Here is a 12,669-nt window from a genome sequence, read left to right as displayed (position 1 = left end):
TGACCGTTGTGGTTGCTTGGTGGTGCCGTTTGATGCGATTACACGCTCCTTTCGATTGAAGGAGATGCCAATGAACATGCCCACAAGAATAGTTGTTTCACTCGTCGTCGCCCTCGTGGCCGGTGGCGGATACATGGCGGTGGACAAGATGCGCGGTGCCGAATGGGTCGTTTCGCCGCAGCAGATTGCGGAGGCCAAGGCGAAAGGGCAGATGGGTTATGAATCCCGTCCGGGCACCGTGACCGTTTTGCCGATCCGCAGCGAGACGGCGGATGTGCTGCCGATGAAATGGGCGATGATCGGTGTTGTCGCCGGGCTTCTGGCTTTCCGGGCGAGCGGCAAGAAAAAAGCGGCAAAGGCTTAAGGGCCTGCCGCTTCCTGTCTCCGGCGCTCAGCGCCGGAGATGAATTGCAATTTACGCCTCACGCGCCCCAGGTTTTTTCGAGCACGCGGATCCAGTTGCCGTGGCAGATCTTGGCAAGCGCCTTGTCGTCGTAACCACCGTTTCGCAAGGCCTGGACCAGCAATTGCAGGTCGGCTGCATCCTTCATGGCGGCGGGAATGGTGGTGCCGTCGAAATCCGAGCCGAGTGCGACATGATCGATGCCGATACGGTTGACGATGTAGTCTACATGGCGCACCAGCTCGTTCAGATCGGTATTCGGGTTCTTCACGCCGTCCTGGCGCAGGAACAGAACACCGAAATTGATGCCGGCGAGACCGCCCGTGTCACGGATGGCGTCCAGCTGACGATCCGTCAGGTTACGGCTGTGATTGCAGAGCGCATAGGCGTTGGAATGGGATGCCACCAGCGGCGCATCCGATATCTTGGCGATATCCCAGAAACCCTGCTCGTTCATGTGCGACAGGTCGACCATGATCTTCAGTTCGTTGCAGGTCTTTACCAGCCGTTTTCCGGCATCGGTGAGGCCGGGGCCGATATCCGGTGTCGACGGAAAGCGGAAGGGAACGCCGTAGGCGAAGATGTTCGGGCGGCTCCAGACCGGGCCGAGCGTGCGAAGGCCAGCCTCGTGGAGAACATGCAGCGCATCCAGATCGGCGCCGATCGCTTCTGCGCCCTCGATATGGAAGACGGAGGCAAAGGCGCCCTCTGCCATCGCGCTGCGGATCTCGGCGGCCGTGCGGCAGACTTTCAGCGCACCGCCTGATTGTTTCTCGGCGCGGAACAGCAGGGCTGCCATGCCAAGCGTCGCCTTCAGCGCGTCCGCTTCAGCCGGTGTCGTGAAGTCGCCGTTCGCGTCCTTCTCCATGCTGGGCGAGGGGACGTAGATGGCGCAGAGGCCACCGGCCAACCCGCCCTTCCTGGCGCGCGGCAGGTCGATGTGGCCGACCGTATCACCCTCGATGAGAAGCGTTTCGGGAGAGGCATTGCCCGATCGCCATAACCGCAGAAGCACGTCGTTGTGGCCGTCGAAGACGGGTACGGGTTTTTGATCGGTCATGGTCATTCACCTTCGGATAGGGGGAGGGCGCGGGCGCGCACCTATTCAGCCTTTTGGGAATTGGTAGAGGAAAGGTCAAGGCGGGAGCAAATGCAATCCGTGCATAGGCTCTGCCAAATTTGGAATTGGTCGGGCCTCGTTTGCTCGTGGTAATCGCGGGAAAACATAAAAAAAATGACTGGATTGGGGCAAACCCACACCGTTTCCGAAAAATAAGGTCCGAAAGGGGATTTTCGATGATTTCAAGACGCAACCTGCTGATTGCCGGCGCTGCCGTTCCGTTCCTGTCCTATGCGCGCATTCCGGCCTTTGCCGCGACGCCCAAGGATATTCTGGTGGTCGCCCAGCAGCTGGACAATATGACGAGCCTTGATCCGCATGAAGGTTTCGAAGCCGTGGGCGGTGAAATCATCTCCAACATGTACCAGAAGCTGGTGCGTGCAAACCGCGAAGACTCCACCAAGGTCGATCCCGTCATCGCGAAATCCTGGGAAGCCGATGCGGACAGCAAGGTCTTCACCTTCGTGATCGGTGACGAGGCGACCTTCTCGAGCGGTGCGAAAGTCACGGCGGAAGACGTTGCCTTCTCGCTGCAGCGCGCCATCAAGATGAACAAGAGCCCGGCCTTCATCATCAGCCAGTTCGGTTTCACGCCTGAAAATGCCGAGACGACCATCGTTGCCGCCGACGACAAGACGGTGAAGCTGACAACGGCAAAGCCGACCGCCATCTCCTTCCTGCTTTATTGCCTCTCCGCCAATATCGGCGCGATCGTCGAAAAGAAGGCGGTTCTCGCCAATGCTTCGGGTGAAGACCTCGGCAATGGCTGGCTGCAGAAGAACAGCGCCGGTTCCGGCGATTTCGTGCTGCAGGCCTGGAAGCCGAGCGAAAGCGTAGCGCTGACCGTCAATCCCAACGGCCCTTACAAGGGTAACATCAAGCGCGTCATCCTGCGCCACGTCACCGATCCGTCTTCCCAGCTTCTCATGCTGCAGAAGGGCGATATCGACATTGCCCGCGACCTCACCTCGGAACAGCTGCGCAGCGCCCAGAACGACGCGAACATCGAGCTGGAGCGCAAGAGCATTGCCTCGCTGGTGCTGATCTCGCTCAATCAGGGCAATGAGAACCTTGCCAAGCCGCAGGTCTGGCAGGCGATCAAGTGGGCGCTGGACTACAAGGGCATGCAGGAAAACATCGTGCCGCTGTCCCACAAGGTTCACCAGAGCTTCGAGCCGGAAGGTTTCCCCGGCGCCGTCGACGATACGCCGTTCCAGCGCGATGTCGAAAAGGCCAAGGCGCTGATGGCGGAAGCCGGCCTTGCCGATGGTTTCGAGATCACCATGGATCATTACTCCGCCCAGCCTTACCCGGATCTGGCGCAGGCCATTCAGGCGAACCTTGCCGATATCGGCATCAAGGTGCGTCTGCAGTCTGCTGAGAACCGTCAGGTCCTGACCAAGATGCGCGCTCGCGAACACCAGATGGCGCTTTCCGCATGGGGCACGGATTATTTCGATCCGCATTCCAACGCCGATGTCTTCAACATCAACAAGGACAATGGCGACGACGCCAAGTCGAAGCCCTTCCTGTGGCGTTCGCGTTTCAAGAACGACGATTTCGCCGCCAAGGCGGAAGCCGCCCGTGACGAGAAGGACCCGGCAAAGCGCGTGGAGCTTTATGAAGCCCTGCAGCGCGAGCACATGGAAAACAGCCCCTTCGTGTTCATGTTCCAGACCACCAAGACAGCGGCCTTCCGCAAGGGCGTTTCCGGTTTCGAACTGGGCGTTCTCTCCGAGGGCAATTCCTACCACGATGCGAAGAAAGCGTGACATTGAACAAGCGCGTTAAAAGCATATCGTCGATACTGGGCAGCGTCATCCTGACGCTGTTCGGTTTGATGATCATCACCTTCATGATCGGGCGCGTGATGCCCGTCGATCCCGTCATTGCGGCGGTCGGCGACAATGCGCCCGAAGACGTCATCGTGCGGGTGCGGGCCGAAATGGGTCTCGACCAGCCGCTGGTCGTGCAGTTCTTCCATTATGTCTCGCAGGTTCTGCATGGCGATTTCGGCAATTCGATCCTGACCCGCAATCCGGTCTGGATCGACATCAAACGCGTCTTCCCCGCCACTTTCGAACTTGCCACCGCAGCCCTCATCCTTGCTGCGCTGATCGGCATTCCGCTCGGTGTCTGGGCGGCGGTTAAGCAAGGCAAGCTGACCGACCAGGTCATCCGCGTCGTCTGCCTTGCCGGTCACTCCGTGCCGGTCTTCATGCTGGCGCTGATTTCACTGCTCGTCTTTTACGCCACGCTCGGCGTCGCACCGGGACCGGGCCGGCAGGATATCATCTATGACGGCATGATCTCGCCGGTCACCGGCCTGATGACGGTCGACACGCTGCTTGCGGGTGACTGGGACGCCTTTTACGACGCCATCGCCCATATGGTGCAGCCCGTCTGCATTCTCGCCTATTTCAGCATGGCCTATATCACCCGCATGACGCGCGCCTTCATGATCGATGCGCTGAAGGGCGAATATGTCATCACCGCCCGCGCCAAGGGCTTGTCCGCCATGACCGTTATCTGGGGCCATGCCTTCCCCACGGTCGCCGTGCAGCTCATCACGGTTCTCGCGCTCACCTATGCCGGCCTTCTCGAAGGCGCCGTGGTGACGGAAACCGTGTTCAGCTGGCCGGGCCTTGGCCAATATCTCACCGTCTCGCTCATGAACGCGGACATGAACCCGGTCGTCGGAGCAACCCTGTTGATCGGCTTCATCTATGTCGCCCTCAACCTGCTCGCAGACGTGCTTTACAGAGTTATGGATCCTCGCGTTCGATGATGTTAGCTAATTTTAGAAACTGGGCTCTGGATGAGACGCCGCATTCCCGCAGCCAGGCTGCCTGGGGAAACCGGTACCGCATCTGGCTCAACCTCAAGTCCAACCCGCTGGCGGTGGTCGGTCTGACCATCATCGTCCTCTTCATCGCACTGTCGCTGCTGGCGCCATGGCTCGCGCCCTATGATCCGGCGACGCAGAACCTCGGCAACCGCCTCGCCTTTCCGAGTGCCGAGCACTGGTTCGGCACGGATGAGCTGGGTCGCGATATCCTTTCGCGTATCCTCTATGGTGGCCGCGTCACGCTTGGCATGGTCATTGCCGTCGTCGTTCTCGTTGCGCCGATCGGTCTCGCCATCGGCTGCATCGCCGGTTATTTCGGCGGTATCGTCGATACGGTGCTGATGCGGGTGACCGATGTGTTCCTGGCCTTCCCGCGCCTCATCCTGGCGCTTGCCTTCGTCGCGGCGCTGAAGCCTGGCGTCGAAAGCGCCATTCTCGCCATCGCGCTCACCGCCTGGCCGCCCTATGCGCGTCTCGCTCGCGCCGAAACAATGACGGTTCGCGGCAGCGATTTCGTCGCGGCCTATCGGCTGACGGGTGCTTCCGCCTGGCGCATCATTGCCCGCCATATCGCGCCGCTTTGCGTGCCGAGCCTTATCGTGCGCATCACGCTCGACATGAGCTCGATCATCATCACCGCCGCCAGCCTCGGTTTCCTCGGCATGGGCGCGCAGCCGCCTTCGCCGGAATGGGGTGCGATGATTGCGACGGCCAAGCGCTTCATCTTCGAACAATGGTGGGTCGCCACCATTCCGGGCATCGCCATTTTCCTCGTCTCGCTCGCCTTCAACTTCCTTGGCGATGGTCTGCGCGACGTGCTCGACCCGAAGGGACATTGAGCCATGCTGGTCGAAATCGAAAATCTGAAGATCGCGTTCCAGACCCGCACCAGCCGCTTCGAGGCGGTGCGCGGTGTTTCCATGAAGCTCGGAACAGAAAAGCTCGGCATCGTCGGTGAATCCGGTTCGGGCAAGAGCCTCACGGCGCGCGCGCTGATGAAGCTTCTGCCCTCCAATGCTGATATCAGGGCCGACAAGCTTTCCTTTGACGGTATCGACGTGCTTTCCGCCAGTGAAAAGCAGATGCGCCAGATCCGAGGAAAACGGGCAGGTTTCATCCTTCAGGATCCGAAATATTCGCTGAACCCGGTCAAGACCATGGGTGCACAGATCGCGGAAGCCTGGCGCGCCCACAAGGGCGGCAGCAAGCGTGCGGCCATGGAGGCGGCAATCGCTCTGCTCGATCAGGTGAAGATCCGCAATCCGCGCCAGGTCGCTTCGTCCTACGCTCACGAGGTTTCCGGCGGCATGGGCCAGCGTGTCATGATCGCCATGATGCTGGCGCCCGATCCCGAGCTTCTGATCGCCGACGAACCGACGAGTGCTCTCGATGCCACGGTGCAGGCGGAAATCCTGCGGCTGATCGAGGAGCTGGTATCGGAACGCGGCATGGGTCTCATCCTCATCAGCCACGACCTGCCGCTTGTCTCGCATTTCTGCGACCGCGTGGCTGTCATGTATTCCGGCCGGGTGATGGAGGAACTGAAGGCTTCCGAACTCCTGAAAGCCCAGCATCCTTACACGCAGGGTCTCTTGAACTGCATTCCCTCGCTGACGCATCCGCGCGAGCGTCTTCCCGTTCTCAACCGTGATGCAGCGTGGTCCAGCCTATGATCGACGTCGAAAATCTCCGTATCAAGTTCGGCGACCGTGAAGTGGTGAAGGGCGTGTCCTTTTCGGTCGAAAAGGGCGGCAGCTTCGGCATCGTTGGCGAAAGCGGCTCGGGCAAGTCCACCATCCTGCGCGCCATGGCGGGTCTCAACGAAAGCTGGGAAGGCCGCATCGCCTTTGCCGGCAAAGACGCACCGCTGAAGCGCACGCCGGAATTCTTCCGGCAGGTGCAGATGGTGTTTCAGGACCCCTATGGTTCGCTGCATCCGCGCCAGACCATCGACCGCATTCTCAGCGAATTGCCGCTGGTTCACGGCATGGACAATATCGAAAAACGCATCCAGCAGGCTCTATCGGATGTTGCCTTGCCGCAGGCGGTGCGCTTCCGGTTTCCACACCAGCTCTCGGGCGGCCAGCGCCAGCGTGTGGCGATTGCGCGTGCCCTGATCGCCGACCCTGAGGTTCTGCTGCTCGATGAGCCGACCTCGGCACTCGACGTTTCGGTGCAGGCGGAAATCCTGAACCTGTTGCAGGATTTGCGGGCGGCGCGCAACCTCACCTATATCCTCGTCAGCCACAATCTGGCTGTTATCGCGCATCTGTGCCCACAGGTGGGCGTGATGCTGAATGGCGACATGGTCGAGAAACTGAGCGCCGGTGATCTGCGCGAGGGCCGCATCAAACATCCGCATACGGAAGAGCTGCGCAGCCTGAGCATCCGGCTGGAAGAGCCGGCCTGAGATAGGTCTTTGGGGATGATGGAGAGGCAGCACAAGCTTTCCTCCGTCATCCTCGCCCCTGAGGCGAGGATCCATGCACCCGTGAGAGGTGGATCCTCGGGTCAAGCCCGAATATGCCGTGTCGGTTCCCACGTCCGTCCGGCTTTCAATGAAGACACAAGAGACCGAACAATGTCACAGCAATTCGACTGGAACGCCGCTTCAACGCTTGCCGAGAGCTTCGTCTCGCAATGGGCGGGCAACGAGCCGGGCGGGGCGGTTATCGGTTTCGATATCGGCGGCATCCGGTTTGCCCATGCTGGTGGCGTTGAGAGCCTTTCGACCTTTGCGCCCTTCACGCCGAAAAGCGTGGTGCGTTATGCCTCCGTCACTAAACATGCCTTCTGCGCCATGGTGCTTGCCCATTCCGATCTGATCGGTCTTGACGATCCACTCGGCAAACATCTGCCGGAGCTGCAATCGCCGCTCCGCGAGGTGACGGTCGGGCAGGCGCTGGATATGAGCGGCGGCCTGCCGGATACGCGGGAATGCCTCTCGCTGCTTGGCCTTTCCGTTTACACCGAAACGAAGGCCGGACCGCTTCTCGGCTATCTGTCCAGGCTGACCCGACTGAATTTCGATGCCGGCAGTGAGGTGTCCTATTCCAATACCGGTTATCGTCTGGTGGAAGCGGCGCTGGAGCGTCGCGGTTTCCGTTTTGACGATTTCGTGCAGGAGCAAATTGCCGGTCCGTTCGGCGTGTTCCTGAAGGCGCCGGATGTCTGGAACGATCCGGTCGACGGCCTTGTGCCGGGTTACTGGAAGTCGGAAGACAACTGGCAGCTTTCGGCGGCCGGTCTGCATATCTCCGCTTCCGGCAGTCTTGCCGGCAGTGCCGAAGCGCTGACCCGCTGGCTGCAGGGGCTGATGCGGCGCGAGGGCAGTTTTGCGGGTGTTCTTGACAGGCTTTCGGCTGAGCGGCCGCTTACCGACGGGCGGATGAGCGAATATGGCCTCGGCCTGCGCTGGTCGCATCTGGGGGATACGCGTTTCGTCGGTCATGGCGGTTCGCATCCCGGCTACAAGACTTACTTCCTGCTCGATCCTGAAAACGGCACGGGTTTCGTCGTGGTGTCCAATCGCGAGGATACCAACGGCTTCAAGATCGCGCTGGAAAGCATGGCGGCTTTGACCGGTCTGCCGCTGCCCAAGCCCGCCGCCAGCCTGCCTGATGGTCTTTACGTGACAGAAAGCGGGCCGTGGTGGCTGGAGATCAAGGGCAGCACCTCGACTTTCATCGATGGCGACGACACGCTTTATGAAGATGTCGATGGCTGGGTCTCTTCCCGCTCCGCATCCTCTCCGATGCGTCTCAGGCTTGAGGGCGATGCCATTGTCGGCGAGGTCGGTCACGCCGCCCGCTGCTTCCTGCCTGTCGCCGATCATGCCGTGCCGGATGATCTTTCGGGAACGTGGCGTTCGGATGAGGGGGCAGAATTTTCGATCAGCGGTTCGTCGCTGACGATGGGCATCGGTCCGACCCGCCGCAGTATGGCCCTGAAGGCGCTCGGTAACGGCCGTTTTCTCTTCACGCTCACAGATGGCCCCTGGACGAAGCGCGTCTGCCTCAACCGGCTGGGCGATGACCGGATCGAGCTGATCTCCAGCCGGGCGCGGATGATCGAATATTATCGAAGCCGCTAGGTCGTCAGGCCGATCCGGCGATTGGCCGCAGCCCCGCGCCTTACAAGAGGGTTTCATTCACGCCTCATTGCACCTAATAAAGACGCTTCTGAATAACCGGGAAGATATTTTTGTTGGGAGTGTGAGCCGTGGAAGTCAAATGGCTCGAGGATTTCCTGGCGCTGGCCGGAACGCTCAATTTCTCGAAAGCGGCGGAGGAGCGACATGTCACGCAATCCGCCTTTAGCCGGCGTATCAAGCAGCTTGAAGCCTGGGTAGGCGCGACGTTGGTCGATCGCGCCTCCTATCCGTCGCGGCTGACCGAGGCGGGCGTGAAGTTCGTGCCGGTGGCGCAGGAAACGCTGAAGCAGCTTTATCATGCGCGGCGCACCCTGCTGCAGGAAGAAGGGGCAGATGCCAGGACTGTTCGGCTGACGGCCCTGCATACCCTGTCCTTCACCTTCTTTCCCGACTGGCTGAAACGGGTCAACGAGACGGCCGGGCCGCTATTTTCAGTATTGCGCCCCGATTCCGGCAGCATGGAGGAAAACCTCAATTCGCTGGTGGACGGGCAAAGCGATTTTCTTCTGACCTATGCCCATCCCGAAGTGCCGATGCTGCTTGATGCGCAGACCTTCGAGTTCCGCGTGCTCGGCGCGGAAAACATCATTCCCGTTTCCGCGCCGGCGAAAGATGGTTCGCCGTTGCATGCGCTGGTGGAAAATGCGCGAAAACCCTTCGCCTATCTCGATTATGAAAAGGCCTCGTTCTTCGGGCCTTTGCTGCGCGATCTCCTGAGCGCGCGCCTGCCGCAGTTCGAGCGGGTGCATGAGGGCAGCATGTCGGTGGGGCTGAAAGCCATGGCGATGGCCGGCTGGGGTGTCGCCTGGGTGCCGGAAAGCCTGATGCGGCACGAGCTGGATAGCGGCACGCTGGTTCGCGCCGCCGATCCCACCTTCGATATTGCGGTCGATATCAGGCTCTATCGTTCGAAGGAGAACCGCCGGCCCGTGGTCGAGCGCATCTGGGCGGTTCTCGAGGGTTAGAGCATTTCCAGGAAAAGTGGACTCCGGTTTTCCGTCCGGAAATGCGACAAACAAACGCTTTCGATCAGATCGCCGTGCGGCGGGCGTTTTCGAGGTAGAGGGCGCGCAGGCGGCTCACCATCGGGCCGGGCTTGCCGTTACCCACCGGCTTGCCGTCGATCTTCGTGACTGAAACCACGAAGTTGGAGGCGCTGGTCAGGCAGGCCTCGTCAGCGTTCAGCGCTTCTTCCAGCGTGAAGGGCCGCTCTTCCAGCGTGAAGCCGGCTTCCTTGGCCAGTTGTAGGGCGGCGAGGCGGGTGCAGCCGGGCAGGGTCTTGTTGCTGTTGCCACGGGTGATGATCTTTTTATCGGCGGTGACGATGTAAGCGGTCGAGGACGCGCCTTCGGTCACGAAACCATCCTCGATCATCCACGCCTCGTCACAGCCTTCGGCCTTGGCGATGCGTTTTGCCATGACCTGCGGCAGAAGGCAGACGGTCTTGATGTCGCGGCGTTCCCAGCGCTGGTCGGGCACCGATTTGACGGCGATGCCGGCTTCCTCGACCGGGGTGCCGATCAGCTTTTTCGCCTGGGTGAACATGACAAGCGTTGGCTTCAGATCAGCGGAGAACAGGAAGTTGCGGTCTTCGGCGCCACGCGTCAGCTGCAGGTAGATCATGCCTTCAACGAGGTTGTTGTCGGCGATCAGGCGGCGTTCGGCCTCGACGATCTCTTTCGTGGTAACCGGCAGGGCCACGTCGATTTCGCGGGCGCTGCGTTCCAGCCGGGCCATGTGCAGGTCGCTGTCGATCAGCTTGCCTTCCAGAACCGAGGTGACTTCATAAATGCCGTCGCCGAACAGGAAACCGCGGTCGAAGATGGAAAGGCGGGCGTCCGCTTCGGGCAGGAATTCGCCGTTGACGTAAACAATGCGACCGGATGGGCTAGTCATGAAAACTCCGTCTGGAAAAGTCAGGCTGAAAGAAGGGTTTTAAGGGCGTCGATGGAAATGGCTTCGACCGTGGAGGCCTTGCCGGTGCCGGCATTGAAACCTGATGTCGTTGTGGCCGTGCAGAGCGAGTTGAGGATCGCCTCCTCGGTTGCCTCTATTGCCGCTTCGAAGAGCGGCGAGATGGCATCGTTGGAAAGCTCGGGATAGTCTGTGACAGCCTTGCGGCGTGCAGGCGTGCGGCGAAGGCGCTCGTTGGTGGAAAATGCCAGCGCGTAATCGCCAGATCCATTGCTCAGTGCTGCGCCCGTGCGGGCCAGCCCACCAAAGCTTCTGGCGGCCAGGCGCTTCAGATTGCGGGAAGAGAGCGGCGCATCGGTTGCGACGATGATGACGATGGAGCCATCCTTGTCTTTATGATCAGGGCTCACATAGGGCTTGCCACAAACCAAAAGATGGCCGCCGTAATTGGACTGCACGAGAACGCCGAGCGTATAGGCCTCCCCCGCGACGGTGACGATGCGGGATGCGGTTCCGATGCCGCCCTTCATGCCGAAAGCCACCGTGCCGGTTCCGGCTCCAACGCCGCCCTCGGCCACCGGGCCTGTGGCAGCGTTTTTCAGCGCGGTGGAGATTTCCTCGATGGTCGGGCGACCGGCGCGGATGTCGTTGAGCCGGGAGTCGTTGGTCTCTCCAACGACCGCATTGATGGATACCACTTTCTCATTGCCTGGCTGCGAAAGCGTATGGCGGTTGATCGCCTCGATTGCCCGGCCGGTTGCAAGCGTATTGGTGAGGATGACAGGCGTTTCGAGTTCGCCGAGTTCCTCGATCTGGGTCGAGCCTGCAAACTTGCCGAAACCGTTATAGACGGCGAAGGCGGCGGGCACCTTGTCCTGAAAAAGATTGCCGCCATGCGGCAGGATCGCGGTTGCGCCGGTGCGGATCGTGTCGCCTTCGATGACGGTCGAATGGCCGATCGTCACGCCTTCGACATCGGTGATGGCATTGAGCGGGCCGGTCTCGAAATGGCCGGGCGGCAAGCCGATATCGCGCAGTCTCGGGCGGGTCGTCTGATGCATCGGGCGATCACTTTTGCGGAATGCAGGCTCAAGGTGGAACAAGCGCGGCTTGCGAAAAGCTTTGCTCTGACTTGACGTTAGCCTAGTTCGCCGGGAAACGGCATCGCAAAAATGGAATAGTTTTATGCGGGCAATGGATGCGCTCAGAAGGCGCGTAGCGCCGGTCCCCGTTCACGCTCCAGCCATTGCCGCATCGCGTCTTCGGTCTCTTCGCGTGTGGGTGCGCCGATGCGGCCGCCGAAGACCGTGCATTTGAGCGCAGCGGCAACGGAGGAGAGCCGGATGGCGGCGCGGCTTTCCATGCCTTCGGCCATCGCCAGCGCAAAGGTGCCGTGGAAGATATCGCCTGCCGCCAGCGTATCCACCGCTTTGATCTGCATCGTTTCCTGAAAATGGACAATCGGGTCGCCTGCTTCCGTCCAGTAGCAGCCTGCCGGTCCGCCAGTGACGGCAATGAAGGTCTGCGGATAGCGGGCGTGCAGTACCGGCAGCATGTCCTTTACCGTCTCAAGTCCCGTCAACCGGGCGGCGGCTGGTTCGGAAAAGACAATATGGGTTGCGGCAGGCGCAAGCTTCTCAAGTGTTTCGACAGGCGCGACGTCTCCATCGAGAATGGCGGGTTTGCCGAGCGAGCGCGCCACATCCAGCACATCGAGCGCCAGTTCCGGCCAGCGCACATCCACCAGAACGGCGTCGAAAGGCGCGAGGTCTGCTGGCGTGCAGGAACGCTTCTTCTCGTGCAGCCGGTGATCGTAGAAAGGCACGATCAGCCGCTCGCCGCGATCATCGATGATGATTGTCGAGAGTGCGGAGCGTGCGCCGGCGGCGACCGTCATGCCTGTGGTGTCGATGCCGCTTTCGGCGAGATCGCGCAGGATACGGGTACCGGTCTCGTCGTCACCCACAGCGCCCCAGAGGCTCGCGCGGCCGCCCATGCGATGCACCGCATAGGCTGCGCTGGACGCCATGCCCTCGGCGATCTGCAGCATCTCATAGGGCAGGACCTTGCCTTCGCCCTTTGGCATCTCGTGCACGCGAAACAGGGTGTCGAGCACGGCAGCGCCCACGCACAGCACATGCCTGCGGCTCTCGTGTTGGCTATCCATGCCCGTCATCCTATTTCTTTGTTTTACGCATTTTCCGGACGTAAAACCGCTACGCACTTTTACT

The 12,669-nt window shown here is 60.8% G+C and carries 12 protein-coding genes; 8 read left to right on the top strand and 4 right to left on the bottom strand.

From position 1 onward, the window contains the following. Window positions 1–70: 70 nt before the first annotated feature. Window positions 71–364, top strand: a complete 294-nt coding sequence (locus V6S97_RS08390) for a hypothetical protein (protein ID WP_003503976.1) — start codon at window positions 71–73, stop codon at window positions 362–364. 58 nt (window positions 365–422) lie between these two features. Here the strand turns inward: V6S97_RS08390 and V6S97_RS08385 are convergent, their stop codons facing one another. After that, on the bottom strand, window positions 423–1,463 hold the full coding sequence (locus V6S97_RS08385; protein WP_111794769.1) for a dipeptidase: 1,041 nt from the start codon (window positions 1,461–1,463) through the stop codon (window positions 423–425). Between the two features lie 236 nt (window positions 1,464–1,699). Here V6S97_RS08385 and V6S97_RS08380 point away from each other — a divergent pair, with 236 nt between their 5' ends. The 7 genes from V6S97_RS08380 to V6S97_RS08350 all read left to right on the top strand — a co-directional run bounded on the left by V6S97_RS08380 (window position 1,700) and on the right by V6S97_RS08350 (window position 9,489). Further along, the gene (locus V6S97_RS08380) at window positions 1,700–3,295 is read left to right on the top strand and encodes an ABC transporter substrate-binding protein (protein WP_003503980.1); all 1,596 of its coding nucleotides are present in this window, start codon (window positions 1,700–1,702) and stop codon (window positions 3,293–3,295) included. Between the two features lie 2 nt (window positions 3,296–3,297). Then, complete coding sequence (locus tag V6S97_RS08375; protein ID WP_003503982.1) at window positions 3,298–4,311, top strand: ABC transporter permease; 1,014 nt, start codon at window positions 3,298–3,300, stop codon at window positions 4,309–4,311. Then, window positions 4,308–5,210 (top strand): nickel transporter permease, encoded by a 903-nt coding sequence (nikC, locus tag V6S97_RS08370; RefSeq protein WP_020011704.1) that lies wholly within the window; start codon window positions 4,308–4,310, stop codon window positions 5,208–5,210. The genes V6S97_RS08375 and nikC overlap by 4 nt, the downstream gene beginning before the upstream one ends. Before the next feature lie 3 nt (window positions 5,211–5,213). After that, window positions 5,214–6,044 carry an ABC transporter ATP-binding protein gene (locus V6S97_RS08365; RefSeq protein WP_003503986.1) on the top strand — a complete coding sequence of 277 codons (831 nt, stop codon included), beginning with the start codon at window positions 5,214–5,216 and terminating at the stop codon, window positions 6,042–6,044. Beyond that, window positions 6,041–6,781 carry an ABC transporter ATP-binding protein gene (locus V6S97_RS08360; RefSeq protein ID WP_003503988.1) on the top strand — a complete coding sequence of 247 codons (741 nt, stop codon included), beginning with the start codon at window positions 6,041–6,043 and terminating at the stop codon, window positions 6,779–6,781. Before V6S97_RS08365 ends, V6S97_RS08360 begins: the two co-directional genes overlap by 4 nt. A 171-nt stretch (window positions 6,782–6,952) precedes the next feature. After that, window positions 6,953–8,464, top strand: coding sequence for a serine hydrolase domain-containing protein (locus V6S97_RS08355; protein ID WP_003503990.1), 1,512 nt, complete (start codon window positions 6,953–6,955; stop codon window positions 8,462–8,464). Window positions 8,465–8,592: 128 nt separating this feature from the next. Then, the gene (locus V6S97_RS08350) at window positions 8,593–9,489 is read left to right on the top strand and encodes a LysR substrate-binding domain-containing protein (RefSeq protein WP_003503993.1); all 897 of its coding nucleotides are present in this window, start codon (window positions 8,593–8,595) and stop codon (window positions 9,487–9,489) included. A gap of 64 nt (window positions 9,490–9,553) precedes the next feature. Here V6S97_RS08350 and V6S97_RS08345 read toward each other — a convergent pair whose 3' ends face one another. The 3 genes from V6S97_RS08345 to V6S97_RS08335 form a co-directional block, all read right to left on the bottom strand. Continuing rightward, entirely contained in the window at window positions 9,554–10,420 is an 867-nt protein-coding gene (locus tag V6S97_RS08345; protein ID WP_003503995.1) for a D-amino-acid transaminase, read from the bottom strand. Between the two features lie 20 nt (window positions 10,421–10,440). Continuing rightward, entirely contained in the window at window positions 10,441–11,499 is a 1,059-nt protein-coding gene (locus tag V6S97_RS08340; RefSeq protein ID WP_111792384.1) for a P1 family peptidase, read from the bottom strand. Between the two features lie 143 nt (window positions 11,500–11,642). Beyond that, window positions 11,643–12,605: a sugar kinase gene (locus V6S97_RS08335; protein WP_334426520.1), complete on the bottom strand. Its 963-nt coding sequence runs from the start codon at window positions 12,603–12,605 to the stop codon at window positions 11,643–11,645. Window positions 12,606–12,669 lie beyond the last annotated feature (64 nt).

Source organism: Agrobacterium sp. CCNWLW155, from assembly GCF_036888815.1.
GTDB classification, from domain to species: domain Bacteria; phylum Pseudomonadota; class Alphaproteobacteria; order Rhizobiales; family Rhizobiaceae; genus Agrobacterium; species Agrobacterium radiobacter.
This window is presented reverse-complemented; position numbering and strand designations above follow the sequence as displayed.